Source organism: Chitinophaga sp. 10T418 (assembly GCF_056394125.1).
Map to the genome: position 1 here is coordinate 760,482 of NZ_JBFTHG010000002.1, position 23,231 is coordinate 783,712.

Sequence of the window (23,231 nt, forward strand, 5' to 3'; positions counted from 1 at the left end):
TATGATTATGTTATTGAAGTAAGCAGGTTAGGTAATCTGCAAATATATAAATCTGTACCACACTTTGTAGCAATTTTGTAATTTTCTTGCTGGTAACAGATTGGGAATAAATGATATACTTTATGAATTCAGTTAGAACAAATCCGGGCATAATAGCCTTAGATACTTTACAGTGGCTGTTTATCGCTGGCGGGCGCAGGCGCACTGCCGGGCTGTTGGCCATGATATGCTTTTATTTAGGATATACTGTTTTACCGGCAACCGCCCAGAAAAAGGAAACAGCATACCAGATAAACGTCATTACATCTGCGCCGGCGAAGAGCATCCGGGGCCTCAGCGTGGTAACGGATGATATTATATGGGCTTCGGGTACGGAAGGTCAGGTAGGTAAAAGTACAGATGGGGGCGCTCATTGGCAATGGACCGTGGTACCAGGTTGCGATAGCTGCGACTGGCGCTCGCTATATGCTTTTGATGCCCGTAAAGCGATTGTATTAAATGCCGGTGCTCCTGCACTTATTTTTTTAACGGAAGATGGAGGCACTTCGTGGAAACAGGTTTACTACGATAACCGCCCGGGTATTTTCTTCGATGCCATACAGTTTGTTAATGAACAGGAAGGAATTGCCATCGGTGACCCATTGGATAATAAATTTACTGTCATTCGTACACACAATGGTGGCCGCTCCTGGGAAGGAGATGCTACAGCTACATTGCCTGCTGCCGCCGCCGGGGAGGCGATCTTTGCGGCCAGCGGAACCAGCCTGGTCACATTACCCGGAAAGAAAGTGTATTTTGCCACCGGCGGTAATGTGGCACGACTTTTTGTATCCGGTGGTAACTGGCAAGCCTATACGATTCCGGTAGTACAGGGAAGCAGTACCACAGGCGCATTTTCCATTGCCTTCCGGGATGCCGCTACCGGCATTGCAGTAGGAGGCGACTATAAAGTGGATACTGCCAGAAAAGGCAACTGTATGCTTACCAGCAATGGCGGGCGAAACTGGTACGCTCCGGTTACCCCTCCGGGTGGATACAAGTCCGGAGTGGCCTACATCTCCCCGAAAATACTGATAGCTACCGGCACGTCCGGCACAGATATTTCGGAAGATGGCGGCAAAAACTGGAAAAGAGTGGGTGATGGATTTAATGTAGTAGCCAGAGCAAGAAAAGGAACGAAAGTATACCTGGCCCGAAAAGATATTGCGGTACTGGGTAACCACTAATAAAAAGGTGCTCCTGGAAAGGTGCACCTACTAAAATAGGTTAAAGCAAAAAGTAAATTTATTAATATGAAGTTAATAAGTAATTAAATCACTTTACGTTATTTTTTGCGAACCACTGAATTTAAAGGGTAAACGCAGAAATATCAGCATCTAACGCGAATTGACTATAACTACTCTGAATTTTTATGTAATTTAAGACCATGGTAACGCATTACCATGCATCCAGAAAAAGAGATTATGCAAGTTGAAACCTCGTCAAGTAAATACGGCGCCAAGCACTATCCCGACAGTATCAGGGAATGGAAAAAAGAAGGTAATTATTTTTGTTTTTATACTACAGAAACAATTCTCGAAATAAGGGTCATTGCCGATAAGATCATTCGCTTCAGATACGCCGCTGACGGCACTTTTCAAAGGGACTTCTCCTACGCCACCAGCGATACACTCGAGGAATCACCTATATCATTCGGTATCAAGGAATGGGAAGAAACTTTTGAGATATATACAGATGCCCTCCGGGTATTTATAGCCCGTGATAACCTGCGTATCACGATTTCTGATAAAGAAGGCAAAGTGATTAACCAGGACGAAATGGGCTTCCACTGGCAGCACTACCTGTTGAAAGGCGGTAAAATTCAGTACTGCAGCAAACTCGTGCAGGAAGGAGAATGCTTTTATGGATTAGGAGATAAGCCTACCGAACTGAATCTGCGGGGCAAACGCCTGGAAAACTATGGTACAGATGCCTACGGCTATCAGAAAGATACGGATCCTCTTTACCGCAATATCCCCTTCTATTATGGACTGCACCATGGTATCGGTTATGGCATTTTCTTCGATAACACCTTCCGTACCATCTTCGATTTTGGTAAGGAAAGAGAAGATGCCTGCAGCTTCTGGGCACGTGGTGGTGAAATGAACTACTATTTCATTTACGGGCCGGACCTGCTGGAAGTAGCAGAATCCTATACTAAAATTACCGGAACACCGGAACTACCTCCCCTGTGGGCCCTGGGATATCACCAATGCCGCTGGAGCTATTACCCCGATACCAGGGTGAAAGAAATTGCCAAAGAGTTCAGAACACGCGGTATCCCCTGTGATGTCATCTACCTGGATATCGACTATATGGAAGGATTCCGCTGCTTTACCTGGAATAAAGAATGGTTCCCCGATCCGGCAGGATTGATAAAGGAGCTGGCTGCAGAAGGCTTCAAAGTAGTGGTGATCATTGACCCGGGTATTAAAGTGGATCCCGATTATGCCGTATATAAAGAAGGCATGAAAAACAATTACTTCTGTAAACGTGCTGACGGCGCCCTGATGGAAGGCGATGTATGGCCGGGCAAATGTGTGTTTCCCGATTATACCAATCCGGAAGTACGCGAATGGTGGAGCAGCCTGTTCAAAAGTCTGGCTGAAATCGGTGTACGTGGCGTTTGGAATGACATGAACGAGCCCGCTGTTTTTGAAATGGGCTCCTTCCCTGAAGATGTGCGCCACGACTATGATGGAGAAGAAGTAAGTCACCGCAAGGCACATAATATATATGGTCACCTGATGAGCAAGGCTACGGCTGCCGGTATGAAAAAATACCTGATGCCGAATCGTTCTTTCCTCATTACCCGCTCCTGCTATTCCGGCGCCCAGCGCTGGTCCTCCGTATGGACCGGCGACAATGTATCCAGCTGGGAACACCTGTGGCTGGCCAGCGTGCAATGCCAGCGTTTAGCCGTTTCCGGTATTTCATTTACTGGTAGCGACATTGGCGGTTTCATCGGTGAGCCTGATGGAGAACTGTATACCCGCTGGATTCAGCTGGCAGTATTTCATCCGTTGATGCGTACACACTCCGCCAGCAATGAAACCGGTTTTAACCAGGAGCCCTGGAGCTTTGGAACCGAGTATGAAAAAGTAGTGACTAAGTTCATTAAGCTGAGATACAAGCTGCTTCCTTATTTATATACCACCTTCTGGCAGTATGCTAACCAGGGTACACCTATGCTGCGCCCGCTGGCCTTTGTAGCGCAACAGGATGCGGCTACCCACAACTGTTCCCACGAATTTATGTTTGGTGACGCGTTGCTGCTCAGCCATGTGAGCGAAAAAGGAATGAAAGAAAAAGCAGTTTACCTGCCCGCAGGTAACTGGTATTATTTCTGGAATGATCTTAAATACACCGGCGCCCAGGAGGTAACTGTGAATACACCGCTGGATGAAATGCCCCTGTTTGTGAAAGCAGGTGCGGTGCTGCCGCAGTATCCCGATATGCAATACACACAGCAAACACCGGTAACAGAAATGCTGTTGCACGTATATTATGGAGAACAGGAGGTGAAGAGTGTGCTGTATGAAGATGCAGGAGATCATTACGGCTACAAAAACGGACAATATAATGTGATCCGCTTCAAGCAACATTCTACGCCGCAACAGTTCCATCTCAGAAAGCAGTTTTATGTTAATTATGAAACCTCCTATAAGAACCATCGCATTATCATACATGGCCTGCCGTTTCAACCTACATCGTTGCTGGTAGACGGGCAACCCGTGGTATTATTGCCGGAAAATCTGTTAGCAGATAGTACCGTGTCATTTGTGGTACCAAGAAGCTTTGAAGAAATTAAGATGAGCAAGGACTAAAGTGGAAAAAAGAAAAGGCACTTCAGATAGAGATCTCGCGCCGGTTTCATAACCTATGCCAACTTTAGAGATACTAAATTAGATGCTTAATCTGAGTGTACAAAATGTCTGGTGTCTGGAAAGGCATAATGAACAAAATGAATAACTTATTAACGTTGAATTAAGAGTGTCTGGCAAACATTAAAAAATAAAATCGCTGGTAATGCTTTACTGTAAAGAGTTACAGCATAGAAAATCAATTTAGCAAGCATAACCGGAAGGGCATAAAAGCGTAAGGCGCAAAGATGATGTATCACCTTTGCGCCTTACGCTTTTGTGTGTTGATGATTGCAACACGTATTGATTGCTTATGCTTAGTAAAAAATAGAAAGAAATATAATTGATGTCAGTGCGCAAAACACTAAAAAGATAAAAACTGCCCTAAACAGAATCTCCATCTTATCGGTCGTGGTATAATCAATTCCATGCAATTCTTGCGGATTCTCCCCGTGGTTGATAATCAGGCTTTTCATACAAACAAATAATTAAAAGGATTAAACAATAAAAATCATTGTGGACTTGGGGTTCCAGAAGATCAACATCCTTTAATGAAATTACAGAAAAAAAGCTAAAATGGACAAATCTTTTTGTTCATTTTAGCTTTTTTTCTGTTCATTTTTATTTCTGTGTTTATCCTTTCTTTTTATGCTTTCCAGCATTTTCATGCGGTAGCTGTAAAACGGCTTTTTTAACAGCAGGTTGCTCTTCCGCAGTACTATCCCCCAACTCGCTGGCAGTAACGGTTTCACCACGTTTATAATATTCCTTTACGGCCTTCCCCGTTTCCTCATCATACAATTTCCAAACACCATTGCGCACAGAATTTCCTTTACGGATAATTTCTGTAGGAGTTTCTGCATTCGTTACCGGATCAATGATCATAATCGTATCCCGCTGCCCTTCTATCTCAGTAGAAATAAACGCTCCCTCCTCACTCGGCTTTCCATTGGAATAATAGTACTTACAATAACCATCAAGTACATTGTTCTTATACGTTTCTTCCGCTATCAGGTTGCCAATGGAAGTGGTCTTCTTCCATACCCCTTCTTTACGGTCATTCTTATAAGTACCCTCCCAGGTATATCCGGGTTCTCCTCTGACTTCTCCCACTTCCTCCACCCAGTATCCCTGCTTACGATGTTGCTGATCCCGTTGATTGGATTTAACCTGTGCAAAACTGCTGCTAATCATTATAACTTGCAACAGCATATATAAAAATCCCTTTTGTATCATCTTTGTTTCTTTAGCACAAGTTAAATATTTTATACATATAATTGAAAATCCGGACGGTGATATCTGCTATTAACGCATCACCATCCGGATTAATTATTATTTATGTAGTTTGATATCTCCTACCCTCGTGTCTTTACCGCGTTCTACTTTCACCCCGGTAATAGTAGTGTCCTTGTAACCATTAGAGGCATTCACAAATATACTCCAGTCACCTACTTTAAGACCACGCACTTTATAATCACCATTTCTCCATGGCAGCGCATATAGAGTGTCCTTATTGCTGTTGTAAACAGACAGCACAGGATATGCATCCCATGGTGTTACCCTACCGGAAAGACTGCCCATTTTAAGAATGGTAAATACATTGATGTAAGGTCTCAGAACGAACTGTCCGTTCCAGGTTCTGATAATAGAACGCTGTATATCAAAGTCCAACCACAATTGCAGATCATCTGTACTCAGCTGGTCCCATTCATTATGACGCACTCTTACAATAATCTTTGACTGCCCGGATATAGACTTCAACGGATAAGTAACACCATCTTTTACCAGTGAGTTCTGGGTACCTACCGTGATACGGATACGTTCCATTGTTCCTTTGTGTACATTACCACCGGCCAGTAAGGTATCTGCTCCGTTACGCAGGGTCAGCAGATCATAAATGCCCGGATGAATACCCAATGAATCCCATAACTGGCAGGTATCAGGTTTGGGGTTCCTGTCGTGATCGTGATCCTCATCCCACCAACATCTGTCTTTATCATCCCATCCATCATCATCTGTTTTACCACACGTATCTACCAGCACTTCCACTTTACGGATATCCAGTAATACCTTGTCGAAATAACCCGGATCATCGGAAAGGAAGAGACTTACCTTTTGCTGATTGGGTGGAATATTGGAGACGGAAGCTGAATTATCCTTTTTACAGGCTTCCATCATAGTAAAGGCAACGATTGCTGCCATCACTAAACCAAGCCCCGGCTTACGGAGAAAGTTTTTCATAAATGAATGGTTTTAAGTGTCTAATAAAAGTATCGTTCGATTCGATCTGGCTGAAAGTTCACGTCCTATATAAAACGCCTTATGCCTGGCATTATTGCTGTTCCGGAACAGTCCGGATAATAGATGGTGCGAAGTGCGGAAAGTTTAAAGCGAACAAAAAATTAATCCAAAAAAATGATCGTGTATCATTATTAAAAAAATGAATCATCCTCTTTTTGCGTATTACTATCCAGGTACTGTGTACCGTATTTTCCTGATTTTGGATCTTTGAATCAATTTTATCTCAAATGAAATGAGAAAATATACACTTAAGATACTACAGTACAGACAGTAAGGAATTTACATTCAATGTGGTTTAAACTTATTGAATATAAGTTTTTGAAAAAATCAATTGGGGAACAAAGCAGCATGTGAACAGGTATCATGCCTTTGGATATGGTTTTAAAATAAGCAGAGCATTGAACATTTGTGTAACAAAATTGCTGATTAGTAGCAATGTTCCATTTTTAAATATGCTTTTTTTGCTTCTTTATCCAAATAATTCCCATTATGAAAAAACAAACCTCACTAACAAGAGTAACCTGGAGGGTTACCCTTGGTGCGGCTGCAATCATTGTGTTTGCAGGCGCTACAATGCTAACAAGCTGTAAAAAAGAGACAATGGCGGATCCCAAGCCAGTTACAACTAGCTCCAAAGGCAAAGCCACGGAAGAATCATTCTACCAGTCGGGGACACATAACGGCTTCTTTTGGTCACTTTGGAAAAGTGACGGTGCTACCGGTACAGTTAATTACGCAAATGGTTCGGGAGGAAATTACAGCGTTAACTGGAACGGATTCAATGGTAATTTTACTTGCGGCAAAGGTTATTCTGTAGGTTCCCCATCCTACAAAATAGGATATAATCTTGGCACTTATTCAAATTCTGGTGGTGGTACTTTCGGCTGGTATGGATGGAGCAGAGCCCCTTATTATGAGTATTATGTGAATGAAACATGGGGCGCAGTATCACCTCATACCGGCACTTATCTGGGGACATTTGACAGCGATGGTGCAGGTTATAATGTATGGACCCGTTGGGTGACAGGTAAAAATATTGATGGTGGTGATGGATTCAGACAGATTTATAGCTCCAGAGTTACAAAAGTTTCTACCGGGCAAAATCACGTCATTACTTTTGCCAACCACTATAACAAGTGGGTAAGTTTAGGATATACTCTTGGTCAGTTAAATATTCCCGCTATTATGGTGGCAGAGACATGGGGCTCTAATACTAATGGTAATATTAACTGTACTATTTGGGCACAATAAGCACTGGTTTAAATTGATAACAGACACCGACTGCCTGGCAAAAAGCCGGGCAGTATTTAGTGCAGATATTTCCTATCACTAACCTGGATAGAGAATGCCCTTTAATATTATTTAACAAATTAGTTATGATGAGATCAATACTTTGTTTTCTTGCTTTTTTCATTTTTGCTCTTCCTGCCTGCGATTCACCGAATCTTAAAAACATAGAAGGTGATAAAAAATCACTAATCGGAAAATGGCATAGATTTTCAATGGCAAATGGATATAGCGAATTTGATATTGATTCTCAATACATAGTTTTCTATAATCAGAAAGTTGGTCGGTTCAGGCTTCCCTATAAAATAGAAAATGATTCCTTGAAATACCTTACAAATCAATACGCGGCTAAGATTACATACTACGGTGACTCAGTACTTTTTGAAGGCAACGATAGTACCAAAGCCACTTTACACAGGTTTAAAGAATCGCATGTTCCTTTTAAGACAATTCCTGAAGAAAAAGATTCTTTGCCATTCGTATCATACATCGCAGATTTCGATAAAAGATTAATCCGGGAGTTTGAGAAAGCCGGAATAAAGCTTTCTGATGGTACGGAAAAGCATGAGGAGCCTGCATATGAAAAATTGTTAAAAAAAAGATCAATAACAAATAAGTAAGTTCCCACTCTGAGTACAAACTTCTATTATGATACGGCCCCTTTATCTGGCATTAAATTTTTTCAGCAACGTAAATAGTATACTTGGCTGATCATGGATAACTAAAGCGTTTGCGCCCCCCATGACGGTTCATCTGTATTACTGCAGCTTCAGTATCGTTGCGCCCAATGGTGGCAAACGTAAAGAAAGCGTATAGTCTCTACCGTTATAGATCTGTTGCGTTGTTTTTAAGATACCTGTATTCACCACACCACTGCCATAATACTGAGGTGCATCACTGTTGAGTACCTCTACCCACTCCCCTCCTACAGGCAATCCTACCAGGTAATTCTCCCGCACTACCGGCGTCATGTTCAACACCACCAGTAATACGTCTCCCTGCTCTTTTCCTTTTCGCACATAGGCGATCACACAATTATCATAATCATTCACCGTAATCCACTCAAATCCGGCCGCATCAAATTGCTGCTCGTACAAGGCGGTGGTATTGACATACAGCTGATTAAGATCTGTCACAAATGCTTTCAGCCCCTTATGCGTGGTATGCTGCATCAGGTGCCAGTCCAGCTCACCACGGTAATTCCATTCTGAAGTCTGCCCAAACTCATCTCCCATAAACAGCAGCTTGGTACCGGGATGCGTATACATATAACTATACAACAGGCGGAGATTGGCGAATTTCTGCCAATCATCACCAGGCATTTTATACAACATCGGCGACTTCCCATGCACTACCTCATCATGACTCAGCGGCAGCATAAAGTTCTCACCAAAGGCATACACCAAACTAAACGTAAGATCATTCTGATACCATTTACGATGTATCGGATCCTTTTTAAAATAATCCAGCGTATCATTCATCCAGCCCATCATCCATTTCATGCCAAAGCCCAGTCCTCCCATAAACGTAGGCCTGGACACACCATAATGTGAAGTGGAATCTTCCGCAATGGTCTGAACATCCGGAAACAGGGCATAGATCGTTTCATTCATTTTCTTCAGGAAACTGATGGCTTCCAGATTTTCATTTCCACCCAGTTCATTCGGCACCCAGGCGCCTTTATCACGGGAATAGTCCAGGTGTATCATAGAAGCAATCGCATCTACCCGCAAACCATCTGCATGGAAACGGTCGAACCAGAACACCGCATTACTCAGCAAAAAAGATCTTACCTCGTTACGCGCATAATTAAAAATATAGCTGTTCCAATCCGGATGATAACCCTTACGCATATCCGCATATTCATACACATGCGATCCGTCAAAACGATATAACCCATGCGCATCATACGGAAAATGTGAGGGTACCCAATCCAGTATCACCCCAATGTCTGCCAGATGGAATGCTTCCACCATCTCCATGAAATCCTGGGGTGTACCATACCTGGAAGTTGGGGCAAAATAACCGGTCAGCTGATAGCCCCAGGAACCGTCAAAAGGATGTTCCATCACCGGCATCAGCTCCACATGGGTAAAGCCCATTTCCTTCACGTAAGGCACCAGCATGTCAGCAATCTCCTGGTAAGAATAAACACGCTCCGGATCCGAAGGGTCCGGACGACGCCAGGAGCCCAGGTGTACTTCATATACCGCAAAAGGACTGTCCAATGAATTACGCTTCGCCCGCTGGCTCATCCACTTCTTATCATCCCATTCATAATCCAGCGGATATACCACGGAAGCCGTTTTAGGACGCACTTCCCAGTAATTCGCATAAGGATCGCCTTTAATCAACTCTTCCCCACTATGAGACCTGATAAAATATTTATAGAGAGAACCGGCTTTTACACCAGGTACAAAACCTTCCCATATACCGGAGCTATCCCAGCGGGGCAGCAAGGTGTGACTGTAGTGGTCCCACCCGTTAAAATCACCCATCACTGCTACAAATGCAGCATCCGGCGCCCATACGGCGAAATAAGTCCCGTTAGCACCTTCCAATTCCATAGGGTGTGCACCAAACTTTTCGTATAGCCGGTAATGTGATCCGGCCTGAAAGAGGGTAATATCACTGGAAGAAAATAGGGAAAACGGTTCAACATACTGTAAAGCGCGATTAGTATCTCCGATCATAGTAACGTGTGAATTGGGTGTCTAGATAAACAAGGTAGTTAAATTTTGGGAAAATGGCAGATACCGGGAAACAGTTATTTTAAAAGAAAAGAGGCTGCCCGGTACTTTGACAGCCTCTTTAATTGCTCACTATTCGTGCAGATACGCCCATTTAAATAAATCAAACGAGCCAATTGTCCTTAAAATAAAAAAGCGCCTCAATATTACTGAGACGCTTTTTTCGATATCGCTACTCCGTTAACCGGATTAGTATTTCTTTTTGTACGGAGGTTTACCACCGCTGCCGAAAGACTCGCGTCTGTCGCCACCACCGGTACGGCTACCGCCTGGACGGCTGCTACCACCTTCAGAGCTCCAGCTTCTTTTACGCGGACCATCTTCTCTGCGTGGACCACGATCTCCGCCACCGCCACCAGTGCGTGGGCGTCTGTCGCCATCCTGAGACATTTCTATCCTTACGCTGCGGCCGTTGTATTCCACTTTCTTGAAAGCTTCTGTTACTTTAGGCAATTCTTCGTTCTCTACTTCAAAGAAAGAATAAACTCCTTTCAGATCAATACGACCGATTTTATTACCACGTAAGCCAGTGTTGTCGCACAGGTAACGGAGCATATCGCCACGGTTGAAATCATCTACTGAACCCAGGTTGATGAATAAACGGGTGAATTTGCCGTCGCTTCTGCGTGGACCTCTGTCGTCTCCAAGGGTACCTGCACGTCTGTCGTCTTTTGCATTCAGATCAGGTGCATCCTGGTAATATTCCAGGAACTGGTTGAATTCGAGAGAAGCAAAACGTTTGATCAGATCTTCCTTGGTCATAGACGCAAACTCTTCGTTGATGCGCTCCATGTAAGGTTCAATCTGTTCTTCGTTTACTACTACGTTATGTACTTTATGTACCAGGCCAAACAGTTGTTTTTCACAAACTGCGAAACCATCCGGTACTTCTGCCTTTACAAATTTCTTACCCAGTACTCTTTCGATCTGGCGGATTTTACCGGTATCACGTGCGCTGATGATAGCAATAGAGATACCTGATTTACCTGCTCTACCGGTACGACCACTTCTGTGGGTGTAGTTTTCTACGTCATCCGGTAAATCGTAGTTGATGACGTGTGTAACGTTATCCACGTCAATACCACGGGCTGCCACATCAGTAGCTACCAGCACCTGCAGTGCTCTTTCGCGGAAACGCTTCATTACTTTATCACGTTGCTGCTGCGTCAGGTCACCATGCAATGCATCTGCATTGTAGCCATCCTTAATCAGTGATTCAGCAATTTCCTGTGATTCAATTTTGGTACGGGTAAAGATGATACCAAAAATTTCAGGGTTGAAATCCACGATACGTTTCAGGGCCGCATATTTTTCACGCGGACGAACGATGTAGTATTCGTGTTCTATATTAACGTTACCGCTGTTTTTGCTACCAACAGTCAGTTCAAACGGATCTTCCATGTATTTCTTGGCGATACGACGAACTTCCTGCGGCATTGTTGCAGAAAACAACCAGGTAGTTTTGCTATCCGGTGTGTTAGACAAGATACTGTTGATATCTTCCTGGAATCCCATGTTCAGCATTTCATCTGCTTCATCCAGTATTGCGTAACGCACGTTATCAAAATTAACGGCACCACGTTCTATAATATCCAGTAAACGACCTGGAGTGGCCACTACTACGTGAACACCTCTTTTCAGTTCCCGCAATTGTTGTACAATGCTGGAACCACCATATACCGCTACGATGCTAACATCGCCGAGATATTTACTAAAATTTTTCAGATCACTTGTGATCTGAAGACACAGTTCACGAGTAGGACATAAAATCAGACTCTGTGGTTTATTAATTTTCAGATCCAGTTGCTGCAGCAAAGGCAGGCCAAATGCAGCAGTCTTACCGGTGCCCGTCTGGGCAAGACCTACGAAATCGCGGTCACCTCCTAACAATACTGGTATTGCCTGTTCCTGGATGGGAGTTGGGGAAACGAAGCCCAGGTCCGTAATTCCCTTTAAGATAGGCTCTTGTAAGCCCAGTGATTCAAATGTAGTCATTGATTTGCATTAATCAAGCTCCGTCGGGAGCTGTGGATATAGCTTTTAGCGATTAGCTATCAGCTGTTAGAAATATTATTTACACCAGCTCGCCTTCGAGGTCGTAGTCAAATGCTTTGGTGATACGGACTTCTACTAAATCGCCTGGTTTCAGGCGTTTGGTAGTATCGATAATCACTTCGTTATCTACTTCCACCGAATCAAACTCGGTACGGGCTAAATATCTGCCCGCTTCTTTCTTGTCTATTATTACTTTGAAGATCTTTCCTACTTTCTCCTGATTCTTTTCCAGAGAAATTTCCTGTTGAACTTCCATAATTTCCTGCGCTCTTCTCTCCTTTTCTTCTGCCGGAATATTGTCTTCCAGTGCATACGCGCTGGTACCTTCTTCGTGRCTGTAGGTAAACACCCCTACACGATCAAAGCGCATTCTTTCCAGGAAGCCTTTCAACTCTTCTACATCATCTTCCGTTTCGCCAGGAAAACCTGCAATGAGGGTGGTACGTAAACAGATACCAGGTACTTTAGCCCGGATATTATGTACCAGCTCTTCTATTTCTTCACGGGTAATCTGACGCTTCATTGCTTTTAACATGGCATTGGAAGCATGTTGCAATGGCATATCAATATAGTTGCAGATATTGGGGAACTCATTCATCACATCCAGAATTTCCATAGGGAACTTCGTTGGATAAGCATAGTGGAGACGAATCCACTCCAGCCCTTTTACACCTGCCAGCGCACGCATCAGGTCACCCAGGCGGCGTTGTTTGTACAGGTCCAAACCATAGTAGGTCAGCTCCTGTGCAATCAGCATGATTTCCTTTACACCTGATTTTACCAGTTTCTCTGCTTCCAGCACCAGCTCTTCAATGGGTTTGGAAACGTGTGTACCACGCATCAGCGGAATCGCACAAAAAGAACAGGTACGGTTACAACCTTCTGCAATTTTCAGGTAAGCATAGTGAGAAGGTGTACTCAGTAATCTTTCACCAACCAGTTCTGCTTTATAATCTGCATCAAATTTCTTGAGGATCAGGGGTAGTTCCATGGTACCAAACCAGGCGTCCACACCTTCAATTTCTGATTCCAGGTCGCCACGATAACGTTCGCTCAGACATCCGGTAACATATACTTTATCCAGTTTACCGCGCTGTTTCAGTTCTACCTGCTCCAGAATGGTATTAATCGATTCTTCTTTGGCCTTGTCAATAAAACCACACGTGTTCACCACTACAATATTATGGTCGCGTTTGGCACTTTCATGCACTACATCGATATCATTGGCCACGAGCTGTCCACTCAGCACCTCTGAATCCACCATATTCTTGGAGCAACCAAGCGTAATTATATTAACCTTGTCTTTCTTTAAAGTTTTTGTCTTCAAGCGCGAATTGTTTTAAACAAGCGGTCAAGCATTCTTTGAACCGCTACCGCCACGAAGACACACAGACACTGATTGAATTTAACAGCAGACTTACTGTATGTGACTTGAGTCTTAGTGGGGGTTGAAATAAGGAAGGTGCAAAGGTAGCAAAAAGAATTGACAATTGGAAATTTATGCTAAGTAACTGTTGTTTAGCTACTTAGCATCTATTCATCCTATATCAGCTCAGTTCCTGCAAGGCCTTGTCTGCACGCGCTCTGGCGAGTCTTCTTTTGTAATAGTACCACCATTTGGGGGCCATCTTAATCATCAGGTTATTCATCCCTCTCAGGCCAACCAAATGATATAATCCGTTCAATTTACCCAGTAAGGTAGGATCCATTGCCCGTAAACTCATGGCAAACCCACCATCCAGGTACTCCATATGATGCCAGTAACCTGCCGGCATAAACATGGTATCTCCGTGATTGAGAATAGTGGTATAGCCCCTGGCATGTTTGAGGGCGGGAAACTGTTCAAAATCCAGGTTCTCATGCCAGTTGACAAAGTTAGCCGCGCTCTCTACCGTAAAAGGCATGCGGTAAATAAACGGCGCCTGGCTATTTTCCAGTAAAAGCACCCGTTTCCTGCCCAGGAATTGTGTATGAAAGATATGGGACAGGTCAATATCGTAATGCATATGCGCTACTGAACCGGCGCCTCCCACAAACAACATGGGATACTTTTTCAGAAAACCTGTGGACAGGTTATCCGGCCAGGTAAAATCTTCCACCAGCTGAGGTGCGTGCTGAAAAATATTAAAGAGAAAAATGCGGAGGGCTACCGGTCCCTGTTCCACCATAGTAAGGTATTCACCAAAAGAAATGTAATCATCTGCTCCATTAACAAGGGTATTCACGCCGGCGCGCTCATTATTATATACCCCCACAGTCTTGTCTCCCACTATCGATTTGAAATAATCCCACGTCCACTTTGTATAAGCCGGCCAGTTTTTGCTGAGGCCTCCTGCCGAGATGATAACAGGTTTACGTGGATGGTAGTAGTTCTTCTTGAATTCCGCTGGTGTAATATCTTCAACTCGATCTATGTGCTGTACTATCATACTTACGAATTGTTAAAAAGGGTACAAAAAGGGAACAATATTCAAATGTAATAAATGCAGTTTTATTGTATCAAAACAAAGAAACAGGCTGAATGTTGATGAAAACGGCCGGGCTCCGTACAGGGAGCCCGAACAATGATTTTTTATTTAAAGTAAAATATTAAGCAAGCCTTGTGCCAATTATGAAATAACAGTTATATTAGTCAGATAATCAAGCATTTACACTAAAGAGTGAATCTACAAAAGTTTCCTTATTAAACACTTGTAAATCCTCCATTTTTTCGCCGATACCAATGTATTTTACAGGGATTTTGAACTGATTGGCAATGGCCAGTACTACTCCACCTTTGGCAGTGCCATCCAGCTTGGTAATAGCCAGTGCGGTTACTTCTGTAGTAGCAGTAAACTGCTTCGCCTGCTCCAGGGCATTCTGACCGGTAGAGCCATCCAGCACCAGCAATACTTCATGCGGGGCATCCGGAATTACCTTTTTCATCACACGTTTGATTTTGCCCAACTCATCCATCAGATGGAGTTTATTGTGCAAACGGCCTGCCGTATCTATAATAATTACATCTACATCTTTAGCGGTGCCGCTTTGTACTGTATCGAAGGCCACAGCCCCCGGATCGGAACCCATTTGTTGCTTTACAATGGGCACCCCTGCTCTTTCGCTCCAGATAGTCAGCTGATCTACTGCCGCAGCACGGAATGTATCCGCAGCACCCAGCATCACCGATTTACCTGCTTTCTTGAAGTTATAGGCCAGTTTCCCGATGGTAGTGGTTTTGCCCACACCATTTACGCCTACCACCATGATTACATAAGGCTTTTTACCTGCCGGTACATCAAAATCACGGAACCCACTATCCGGTGCGTCTACCAGAATGGCTGCAATCTCTTCCTGCAACATCCTGTTTAATTCACTGGTTCCCAGATACTTATCCTTCGCCACACGTTGTTCTATCCGGTCAATGATTTTTACAGTTGTATCTACGCCTACATCAGCAGAAATAAGGGCATCTTCCAGGTTATCCAATACTTCGGTGTCTACCGTTGACTTCCCTGCAATGGCGCGTCCTATTTTACTCAGGAAGCTCTCTTTGGTTTTTTGTAAACCCTGATCCAGATTTTCCTTTTTCTCCCTGGAAAATAGTTTATTGAAAAAGCTCATAGTTAGTTTAATTGGGTCCGGGTCGTCCCGGTTTATTTGAGTTATCCGGCTGCTTAATCACAGCATCATTTACAACAAGTTGCTAAAATACGTCTTTTTAGCTTCTAGCCGTTAGCTTTTAGCTTTTAGCAAAATGCAGCGGGCATAAATTATATACCCGCTGCATTTTGCTAAAAGCTAAAAGCTAACGGCTAAAAGCTATATCAACACAAAAAGCTGTCCGTTTAACGGGACAGCCTTTCAGTATTATTAGTAAAGCCGAATTACTTTTGTGTCATGTACTCCTGGATCTTGTCCTTGTGTACAATTGCTTCCTTAAAAGTATAAGCACCAGTTTTAGGAGAGCGGATTGCTCTGATCACCTTAGTCCATACTTTTGATTCAGCTGCTGCTTTAGTATCTTTGACTTTCGCGTTCTTTGAAGCTACTTTTGCCATTGTATCTATTGTTTTTATGGTCTAATGGCTAATTGGCTGGTATGCAAATACAGCCATTCACCATCAACAATTACTTATTTAATTTCCTTGTGAACAGTTACTTTCCTTAAAATAGGATTGTACTTTTTCAACTCCAGACGCTCAGGAGTATTCTTCTTATTCTTGTTAGAGATGTAACGGGAAGTTCCGGGTTTGCCAGAAGTCTTATGTTCTGTGCACTCCAGAATTACCTGTACTCTATTGCCTTTTTTTGCCATTGTGTATTACAAATTAAGTGAGTCTTAGAATTAGATTGCCTGACCAGCTGCACGCAATTCCTTCACAACTGCATACAAACCTCTCTTGTTGATGGTTCTGATACCATCAGCAGAAACTTTCAATGATATCCATTTGTCTTCTTCTGCCAGGAAAAAACGCTTCTTTTGCAGGTTAGGAAGAAACCTTCTGTTTGTCTTAATGTTGGAGAAGGAAACATGGTGACCTGTGATCGGCTTCTTTCCTGTCACCTGACATACTCTTGCCATGATCTAAAAATTTAGGAATGCAAAAGTCCAATTTATTTATGGATTTTGCAAATATTATTAAATGAATTTATTCACAAGTACATTTAAAGTCACTTATAAAGCGCCTTTACTTAAAATGTGAACACAATGCAAATTATTGATAATCAAATGATTATCAGACAAATTTTCATCTGTCTTTTATCTGAAAAATAATTTTACAATAATACAACAAGGCTACGTAAAACAGCGCCTAATCTTACCGCTTCCAACACCCTTTGCTGATCCGTACCATGTTTCAACAAGGCTTCTTCGTGGGAAGTAACGCACATTTCGCAACCATTGAGTGCAGATACCACCAGGCTCAACAGCTCAAAAAATTCTTTCCCTAATACCGGGTTGGCCATAATGCTCATCCTGATACCGGCAGGTGTAGTGGTGTAAAATTCCTTATTCACAAAATGCCTGAAACGATAAAACACGTTATTGGCATTCATGAGGGAAGTACAACTAATCACTTCTGCGATATCTTTATCCACTGCACCTTCCTGGATAGCCAGCTTTTCAAAAGCCGCCTGCAGGTCGGTATGCTTCTCATTCACGGCTACCGCCACCCCGATCAGGTAAGCCTCTTTCTTTGACAGCGTAGCTGCCGCAAGAGAGTTGGATACATTGATCTTCAAATCTTTCAGGTAACGCGCATCCACATTTACCAGTGATTGCAATTTGCCGGATACCTGTTCACCTGTCAAACCCACTGCTTCCAGTAATTGAACTGCCGTATCCTGATTTGTAGTTGCAAACATAATATGTATTTTTTTTATTCCATGATTTTATTATTTGAATATTTTGCCGGAACGAAGCGGAACCCCATCTCAGCAAAATATTCAAACAATAAAATAAAATGACTTAATAAATTAAACAGTCAGCGTAGCTTCGCCTTTAGTCCAGTTGCAGGGACACAGCTCATCTGTTTGCAGTGCATCCAGTACACGCAAAACTTCTTTTACGCTACGGCCTACAGACAGGTCGTATAAAGAAACCCAACGTACAATACCCTGAGGATCTACAATGTAAGTAGCACGGTAAGCAACTTTCTCGTTGGCTTCCAGGATACCCAGTTCAGTAGCGAGAGATTTGGAAGTGTCAGCCAGCATTGGAAATTGTAATCCACGCAGATCATCATGATCTCTTCTCCATGCAGCATGTACAAATTCACTGTCAGTAGAAGCACCGATCAATACAGCATCACGATCAGCGAAATCCTGTGCATGTTTGTTAAATTCAGCTATTTCAGTAGGACATACGAAAGTAAAGTCTTTAGGCCACCAGAACATCACCATCCATTTGCCGGAATTCTTCAGTTCTTCAGAAGACAATTCGTAAAATTCTTTACCTTTTTCGATAGAAACAACAGCCGTTTTTTTGAATTCGGGAAACTCTGACCCTACGGATAAGATAACATTTTTCATAATAACTATTCTCTTTTTGATTTACAGACTAATGATTTTTATTCTTTGACGGCGCAAAGATCACATTACATTCATTAGTAATCAAATAGATTTTAAAAATGTGACATTGAGTTTCTCTATATATCACCTTTTCCACTGTGTCAGCAAGGGGTATGACAACAATCGCCTATATAATCAAAAAAAATATCCCGGAGTTAACATTTTAATGCTATTTCTGTAACATTTTGGCACGTTATTTAGTTATATAAGTGGACTTTTTTAATACAAATAGCATGGAAATGAAGAAAAAATACTTTTTACTGGTGGTTATAACGATTGGACTTGCTTTGATTCCGTTTATCAAAAACAGCATCATCAAACACGATGAATTTGACGCTACCCGAGATCTGTTCATTTAGTGTTTAGCGGGTCCCATTGACCGTTCCTAAAACTGCCCCAAAGCGGGGTCGGGTTTCCATTGGCTGGCCGGTTCATAATACTGCCAGAGTGTAAAACCCACCTTCCGCAATAATTGCCATGCCTCATTATCATGGTTCCAACCCTGGTCCTTGTTGTTTTTGGTAATAATACAATACACATAATCGCCGTGAGGCGCATTTACCATGATCACCTCCGAACGTGATTCATCCACCGCGCCATTTTTTGACGCGGTGCGAACGTTTGTGGGTACCTGTAACACCCCTTCCCCATCCCAGTAGTTACGGGTGAGATTACGGTACATCCGCTCACTTGCGGCAGGGCTAATCACTTCTCCCTTATAAATCATCTCCAGCAACCTCGCCATTTCCCTTGGACTGGTCTGCCCCCATCCATATTCCTGCCGGTTCGCTTCCCTCCCTTTCGTACGGGAATTAACCCGCAAATGCTCAAATCCATGCTCCTGCAACCACTGATTAATTACCAGGCCCCCGCCAGCCAGTGACTGCAGCCACAAACTGGCCGTATTGTCACTCATTGTCAGCATCAGCATCACTGCCTTATCCAGCGTAATCTGTTCGCTATCCCGGAAAGACCCTAATATGTCTTCCCCCTTGTATAACAACGAATCCCTGTACACCAGATGCTGGTGATATTGCAGCTCCCCTTTCGCCAACTTGTTAAAAATGCCTACCTGTATCGCTGTTTTAATCATACTGGCTGTAGGAAACGTGGTATCGGCATTTATAGCCACTATACGGTCCGTTTTAAGGTGATGCACATAAATACCAGCCTGCCCGTGGAAAGCCTCCAGAAGGGGCGCTAAAATAGCAGTGAGCCGTTTATCGGTTTTCTGGGCGCCGGCGGATAAAGCAACCAGAAGCAGGAGTAGCAGGGAGGGTAACTTTTTCATATAACCAAGATAGAAAAAATAGCAGGTAAATTCTATATCCCCACCGGACTGACAAAGGATCAAATTAAAAAATTGGGAAATATCTTTTCTCAATATTCCATTCAACCCGCTAAATTATCTTTAGCGGAGCCACTATGGCTGGTTCCAACCTCCATCTGGTCTTCGTCATCCCCGCATCAAGTCCACGTCAAGTCCACGTCAAGTCCACGTCAAGTCCACCTCCCCTGCAGTGCTACTATAGGTGCATAGCGGATGCTAAGCATAGGCTAGGCGGAGTGTACATAATGAAAAGGTAAGTTGACCATAATGATGAGGGTTTTATGCTTAAAACTTACACTATCCACCAAATTTTCAACCTGATCCCAGACAAGCTGGCCACATAACAAAATGCAGCGTACCCCGACTGGTATACGCTGCATTTTGCTAAAAGCTAACGGCTGAATGCTAACTGCTAGGTAGTTTTATTAATCATATCCGCAAAACTCCGGACACCAATCATTTTAGCGGAAGTATATCCCTCAGCATACTCCACTCCTACCATTTTGCCCAGCATTTTGGCACGATACACCACGCTGTCAAAAAAATTGGAGCCGGAAATATAAGTCTGGGGTTCGTTGTCTTTTGGCGCCAGGAACTGGGAGCTGAAGCTCTTGATGGCCTCCAGTTTCCTGTCTATCACTGGTGTAATATCTATAACGAAATCTGGTTCATGATAACGGTCCTGCAGGAAGTGATATACCTGCTTTGGACGCCAGGCTTCCTGTGGCTGCCCGTCTGAAGATGTTTCGATTTTCCTTAAGCCAGCCATAAAACAGCTGTCAGCTATCAGTTTGGCGGCCCGTCCATGATCCGGATGACGATCATCAATGGCATTTGCCAGTACAATATCCGGGCGATACTTACGGATAGCCGCAATGATCGCCAGTTGCTCCATGGTGTCATTTCTGAAAAAACCATCCGCCAGACCGAGATTTTCGCGTACTTCCAGTCCCATGATCTTTGCTGCAGCTGCTGCTTCCTGTATCCGTAGCTCCGGAGTACCGCGGGTACCCAGTTCTCCACGCGTAAGATCTACCACCCCTACTTTCATTCCCTGTTGCGCATGTACCATCAGTGTGCCTGCACAGCCCAGTTCCACATCGTCCGGGTGCACAGCTATAGCCAGTATATCTAGTTTCATATGCTGTAAATTGAGGTGCAAAGATGGGAAAATATTTAATCTTCTGAGCTGGTAATGACTACGCCCGCCTTCCGGTCCATTACCTGGTACTTATCCTGTACCTCTTTTTCATCAATGATCCTGACAGCGCGAAATGTTTTGCGGTCAACTGTCATTAAACCGGTTTCGTTGGTGGGCGTTACGGGCTTGCCGTTTACAATAAAATAAAAGCTGCTGTCGTTGCCGTATTTGCGCAACAGGCTGTCGTATGCGGGAGATTGGCTGCTTAACAGTGCATTGACCCTTTTACGGGCAAAGGGTTTGGTTTCTATGTATACTACGCCATTGGCTGCCTGGCTGCCGTATTTCAACACCGCTTTGGAACCTTTGGCAATGGTGATGACACCGATGCGATCCGGTGTTACCTGGCCAATGGCTGCCTGGGTCACTACCACACTGTCCAGCACATACACCGGGGCATCATCTTCTACAGATTGCGCCATAGCGCCTATTGAAATAAACAGTAAGCTGATAAGTAAGATCCTTGCTTTCATAATAGTCCCTTTTTCTTTACAGGCGAATATTACGAAGATAGCAGAATTAATTATAGGCGCGGTAGTGCTGGTACATTTCCAGCTCCTGAACAATTACCTCGATGTCTTTATCTTCCTGCTTGTCATACTCGCTTTTAAGGTTACCACCAAAGAAGAAAGCAACGGTTTGCCATACACGGGCATTAAATCCGCCTTTGAGTTCCTTGATAATTTCAAAGCAATTCTGACCGGTTTCGCGGTCGATGAGTTTCATGAGTACTTTGCCCTGGTATACGGAGAGATTTTCCAGTTTATCGCCAAACTGGGCTTTGAGTTCTTTTTCTTTGGTGGCCAGGAAAGCTTTGCGCTCTCTTTTGTTCATATTAGCCATGCTGGAGTTCACGTCTTTCAGCACTTTTGCGGCAGATCTGGCATAAGGATATGTTACATAAACGGCATTTCGTAAACGACTCCAGCGCTCGCGCTCCTTACGCAGTGCTTTCGGCATTTTTTCCACCACATCGAATATAGCGAGCGTAATAACCGGAATGGTGTCTTTACCCACCACAATTGCATGCAACGGAATAACATCCGCACCATGTGCCTCCTGCGCCATCGCACCTGTGTGACAGAGGGATATGCCCAGTACCAGGAAAACAAAAACGATGATCTGTTTGAAACGAAGACGCATAGATTACTTAACGTTGCTTAAATGTAGAATGTTACCACAAGTTAAAAAAGATTTCAGATTTGCCGCTAACTAAATCATGTTACTGTACCGGGGTCATTTTTAACTTGTTGATAGCTAATTCACTGATCGCCTTTTCAACCGCCGGTAAATCATGCGAAGTCAACGATGAACCTATCACGTGTGCACCTGCACCTGGAATGGGGATGGCCTCCTTCTCCATATCAGGGGTACCCAATTCCTCCTGCATCTGTAAAATAGCTCCCACTCTTACAGTAGGGTCCTGGTGTGTTTCATCTTTATAATAATACAGATTCAGTACCGGCTGTTTTATCTTTTCAAATGTTTGTGTGGTCATGGTAGATTCCAGCAGACTTTCCAGCTGTACCACCCCTTCCAGGCGATAATCGGTGTACCAGTATTTTGCCCGTTCCGGGTCTTTATCACTGCCACGCCTGAAATCCCCCTTGCTGACCGCCCTGGCCAGTTGCAGGCCCCATGGATTATTCGCCAGGAAGGCAAGGTTATCATTAATAGCAATATTTGGCGACATATTGATCAGGGCATAAACATCGTTGGGGTAAGCGGCAGCCAGCTGCAATGCCAGCGTACCACCAGTAGAAGTGCTCATCAGGATCACCTTTTCGCCCAGCGCTTTGCCTATACTCAACGCTTCTTCTGCATCTTTCCACAAACCCTCGGCGGTCATATGCAACAGCGGATCTGAAGTATCTATTCCATGCCCGTCCAATCTCGATAAATAAAGATTGCAACCAAAGCGTGCGGCAAAATTGCGGTGTACCGGGTTACCTTCTTCCTGGCTGGCGGAGAAGCCATGCAGGTATACCACAGCATAAGGTGTTTTGCGATGCAGGGAATCATACCATACAATGCGGGCCTGGTTATCTGGCTTCAAGTGATGCTTTGCTTCCCTGGCATCGATATAATCATCCAGCGCAGCACCGGTAGCCGGTACGGACGGTAATCGATGATTATATACCGGATCGGCCGGTTTCGGTCCAAGGAGGTATACCACTGAAAGTGTGGCTATAATGATGAGCGCAATACGCAACCACCTACGCATTATAAGGAAATTTAATGACACTAAATGTAGATAAGAATTCTGAGATGTTGCGCGCACCCTGGTTATTTAATAAAGAAAAAATCCTTCAACAGCGGATGCCATTGAAGGATTTCTACATTTAAAATATTTC

Annotated in this window: 21 protein-coding genes; 4 read left to right on the plus strand and 17 right to left on the minus strand. The window is 43.6% G+C overall.

Features of this window, described 5'->3' with window-relative positions:
- Positions 1-122 precede the first annotated feature (122 nt).
- On the plus strand, positions 123-1,226 hold the full coding sequence (locus AC1DCV_RS07420) for a WD40/YVTN/BNR-like repeat-containing protein (RefSeq protein WP_477022600.1): 1,104 nt from the start codon (positions 123-125) through the stop codon (positions 1,224-1,226).
- Between the two features lie 237 nt (positions 1,227-1,463).
- Entirely contained in the window at positions 1,464-3,866 is a 2,403-nt protein-coding gene (locus AC1DCV_RS07425; RefSeq protein ID WP_477022601.1) for a glycoside hydrolase family 31 protein, read from the plus strand.
- Between the two features lie 669 nt (positions 3,867-4,535).
- Here AC1DCV_RS07425 and AC1DCV_RS07430 read toward each other — a convergent pair.
- Positions 4,536-5,114 carry a toxin-antitoxin system YwqK family antitoxin gene (locus AC1DCV_RS07430; protein ID WP_477022602.1) on the minus strand — a complete coding sequence of 193 codons (579 nt, stop codon included), beginning with the start codon at positions 5,112-5,114 and terminating at the stop codon, positions 4,536-4,538.
- 120 nt (positions 5,115-5,234) lie between these two features.
- Positions 5,235-6,143: a DUF4382 domain-containing protein gene (locus tag AC1DCV_RS07435; protein WP_477022603.1), complete on the minus strand. Its 909-nt coding sequence runs from the start codon at positions 6,141-6,143 to the stop codon at positions 5,235-5,237.
- A 549-nt stretch (positions 6,144-6,692) separates the two neighbouring features.
- Here AC1DCV_RS07435 and AC1DCV_RS07440 point away from each other — a divergent pair.
- Positions 6,693-7,454 (plus strand): glycoside hydrolase family 11 protein, encoded by a 762-nt coding sequence (locus AC1DCV_RS07440; RefSeq protein WP_477022604.1) that lies wholly within the window; start codon positions 6,693-6,695, stop codon positions 7,452-7,454.
- A gap of 125 nt (positions 7,455-7,579) precedes the next feature.
- Entirely contained in the window at positions 7,580-8,110 is a 531-nt protein-coding gene (locus tag AC1DCV_RS07445; RefSeq protein ID WP_477022605.1) for a hypothetical protein, read from the plus strand.
- Between the two features lie 138 nt (positions 8,111-8,248).
- On the opposite strand, the gene glgB is transcribed toward AC1DCV_RS07445, so the two are convergent.
- From glgB to AC1DCV_RS07520, 15 genes are all read right to left on the minus strand, one after another.
- The gene (glgB, locus tag AC1DCV_RS07450; RefSeq protein WP_477022606.1) at positions 8,249-10,183 is read right to left on the minus strand and encodes a 1,4-alpha-glucan branching protein GlgB; all 1,935 of its coding nucleotides are present in this window, start codon (positions 10,181-10,183) and stop codon (positions 8,249-8,251) included.
- Positions 10,184-10,429: 246 nt separating this feature from the next.
- Positions 10,430-12,235 (minus strand): DEAD/DEAH box helicase, encoded by a 1,806-nt coding sequence (locus tag AC1DCV_RS07455; protein ID WP_441574021.1) that lies wholly within the window; start codon positions 12,233-12,235, stop codon positions 10,430-10,432.
- 79 nt (positions 12,236-12,314) lie between these two features.
- A complete protein-coding gene (gene rimO / locus AC1DCV_RS07460; RefSeq protein ID WP_441574022.1) occupies positions 12,315-13,622 on the minus strand; it encodes a 30S ribosomal protein S12 methylthiotransferase RimO in 1,308 nt (435 codons plus the stop codon).
- Between the two features lie 220 nt (positions 13,623-13,842).
- The gene (locus AC1DCV_RS07465; RefSeq protein ID WP_477022607.1) at positions 13,843-14,724 is read right to left on the minus strand and encodes a cupin-like domain-containing protein; all 882 of its coding nucleotides are present in this window, start codon (positions 14,722-14,724) and stop codon (positions 13,843-13,845) included.
- A 211-nt stretch (positions 14,725-14,935) separates the two neighbouring features.
- Complete coding sequence (gene ftsY, locus AC1DCV_RS07470; protein ID WP_477022608.1) at positions 14,936-15,898, minus strand: signal recognition particle-docking protein FtsY; 963 nt, start codon at positions 15,896-15,898, stop codon at positions 14,936-14,938.
- A 263-nt stretch (positions 15,899-16,161) separates the two neighbouring features.
- Positions 16,162-16,335, minus strand: coding sequence for a DUF4295 family protein (locus AC1DCV_RS07475; RefSeq protein ID WP_079468085.1), 174 nt, complete (start codon positions 16,333-16,335; stop codon positions 16,162-16,164).
- Positions 16,336-16,409: 74 nt separating this feature from the next.
- A complete protein-coding gene (rpmG, locus tag AC1DCV_RS07480) occupies positions 16,410-16,592 on the minus strand; it encodes a 50S ribosomal protein L33 (RefSeq protein ID WP_133810271.1) in 183 nt (60 codons plus the stop codon).
- Between the two features lie 30 nt (positions 16,593-16,622).
- Complete coding sequence (gene rpmB, locus AC1DCV_RS07485; protein ID WP_133810272.1) at positions 16,623-16,859, minus strand: 50S ribosomal protein L28; 237 nt, start codon at positions 16,857-16,859, stop codon at positions 16,623-16,625.
- 194 nt (positions 16,860-17,053) lie between these two features.
- Positions 17,054-17,641, minus strand: coding sequence for a carboxymuconolactone decarboxylase family protein (locus AC1DCV_RS07490; RefSeq protein ID WP_441574025.1), 588 nt, complete (start codon positions 17,639-17,641; stop codon positions 17,054-17,056).
- Positions 17,642-17,752: 111 nt separating this feature from the next.
- Positions 17,753-18,307, minus strand: coding sequence for a peroxiredoxin (locus AC1DCV_RS07495; protein WP_477022609.1), 555 nt, complete (start codon positions 18,305-18,307; stop codon positions 17,753-17,755).
- Positions 18,308-18,731: 424 nt separating this feature from the next.
- The gene (locus AC1DCV_RS07500; RefSeq protein ID WP_477022610.1) at positions 18,732-19,637 is read right to left on the minus strand and encodes a serine hydrolase; all 906 of its coding nucleotides are present in this window, start codon (positions 19,635-19,637) and stop codon (positions 18,732-18,734) included.
- A gap of 451 nt (positions 19,638-20,088) precedes the next feature.
- A complete protein-coding gene (bshB1, locus tag AC1DCV_RS07505) occupies positions 20,089-20,817 on the minus strand; it encodes a bacillithiol biosynthesis deacetylase BshB1 (RefSeq protein ID WP_477022611.1) in 729 nt (242 codons plus the stop codon).
- Positions 20,818-20,852: 35 nt separating this feature from the next.
- Positions 20,853-21,350 carry a hypothetical protein gene (locus AC1DCV_RS07510; protein WP_477022612.1) on the minus strand — a complete coding sequence of 166 codons (498 nt, stop codon included), beginning with the start codon at positions 21,348-21,350 and terminating at the stop codon, positions 20,853-20,855.
- Between the two features lie 46 nt (positions 21,351-21,396).
- Positions 21,397-22,020, minus strand: coding sequence for a DUF4294 domain-containing protein (locus AC1DCV_RS07515; protein ID WP_441574029.1), 624 nt, complete (start codon positions 22,018-22,020; stop codon positions 21,397-21,399).
- A gap of 79 nt (positions 22,021-22,099) precedes the next feature.
- Positions 22,100-23,101 carry an alpha/beta hydrolase gene (locus AC1DCV_RS07520; protein WP_477022613.1) on the minus strand — a complete coding sequence of 334 codons (1,002 nt, stop codon included), beginning with the start codon at positions 23,099-23,101 and terminating at the stop codon, positions 22,100-22,102.
- Positions 23,102-23,231 lie beyond the last annotated feature (130 nt).

What these genes read in the sequence shown, in the direction of transcription:
- AC1DCV_RS07420 (WP_477022600.1), top strand. Translation starts at nt 123, where the DNA reads ATGAATTCAGTTAGAACAAATCCGGGCATAATAGCCTTAGATACTTTA.
- AC1DCV_RS07425 (WP_477022601.1), top strand. Translation starts at nt 1,464, where the DNA reads ATGCAAGTTGAAACCTCGTCAAGTAAATACGGCGCCAAGCACTATCCC.
- AC1DCV_RS07430 (WP_477022602.1), bottom strand. Translation starts at nt 5,114, where the DNA reads ATGCTGTTGCAAGTTATAATGATTAGCAGCAGTTTTGCACAGGTTAAA.
- AC1DCV_RS07435 (WP_477022603.1), bottom strand. Translation starts at nt 6,143, where the DNA reads ATGAAAAACTTTCTCCGTAAGCCGGGGCTTGGTTTAGTGATGGCAGCA.
- AC1DCV_RS07440 (WP_477022604.1), top strand. Translation starts at nt 6,693, where the DNA reads ATGAAAAAACAAACCTCACTAACAAGAGTAACCTGGAGGGTTACCCTT.
- AC1DCV_RS07445 (WP_477022605.1), top strand. Translation starts at nt 7,580, where the DNA reads ATGATGAGATCAATACTTTGTTTTCTTGCTTTTTTCATTTTTGCTCTT.
- glgB (WP_477022606.1), bottom strand. Translation starts at nt 10,183, where the DNA reads ATGATCGGAGATACTAATCGCGCTTTACAGTATGTTGAACCGTTTTCC.
- AC1DCV_RS07455 (WP_441574021.1), bottom strand. Translation starts at nt 12,235, where the DNA reads ATGACTACATTTGAATCACTGGGCTTACAAGAGCCTATCTTAAAGGGA.
- AC1DCV_RS07465 (WP_477022607.1), bottom strand. Translation starts at nt 14,724, where the DNA reads ATGATAGTACAGCACATAGATCGAGTTGAAGATATTACACCAGCGGAA.
- ftsY (WP_477022608.1), bottom strand. Translation starts at nt 15,898, where the DNA reads ATGAGCTTTTTCAATAAACTATTTTCCAGGGAGAAAAAGGAAAATCTG.
- AC1DCV_RS07475 (WP_079468085.1), bottom strand. Translation starts at nt 16,335, where the DNA reads ATGGCAAAAGTAGCTTCAAAGAACGCGAAAGTCAAAGATACTAAAGCA.
- rpmG (WP_133810271.1), bottom strand. Translation starts at nt 16,592, where the DNA reads ATGGCAAAAAAAGGCAATAGAGTACAGGTAATTCTGGAGTGCACAGAA.
- rpmB (WP_133810272.1), bottom strand. Translation starts at nt 16,859, where the DNA reads ATGGCAAGAGTATGTCAGGTGACAGGAAAGAAGCCGATCACAGGTCAC.
- AC1DCV_RS07490 (WP_441574025.1), bottom strand. Translation starts at nt 17,641, where the DNA reads ATGTTTGCAACTACAAATCAGGATACGGCAGTTCAATTACTGGAAGCA.
- AC1DCV_RS07495 (WP_477022609.1), bottom strand. Translation starts at nt 18,307, where the DNA reads ATGAAAAATGTTATCTTATCCGTAGGGTCAGAGTTTCCCGAATTCAAA.
- AC1DCV_RS07500 (WP_477022610.1), bottom strand. Translation starts at nt 19,637, where the DNA reads ATGAAAAAGTTACCCTCCCTGCTACTCCTGCTTCTGGTTGCTTTATCC.
- bshB1 (WP_477022611.1), bottom strand. Translation starts at nt 20,817, where the DNA reads ATGAAACTAGATATACTGGCTATAGCTGTGCACCCGGACGATGTGGAA.
- AC1DCV_RS07510 (WP_477022612.1), bottom strand. Translation starts at nt 21,350, where the DNA reads ATGAAAGCAAGGATCTTACTTATCAGCTTACTGTTTATTTCAATAGGC.
- AC1DCV_RS07515 (WP_441574029.1), bottom strand. Translation starts at nt 22,020, where the DNA reads ATGCGTCTTCGTTTCAAACAGATCATCGTTTTTGTTTTCCTGGTACTG.
- AC1DCV_RS07520 (WP_477022613.1), bottom strand. Translation starts at nt 23,101, where the DNA reads ATGCGTAGGTGGTTGCGTATTGCGCTCATCATTATAGCCACACTTTCA.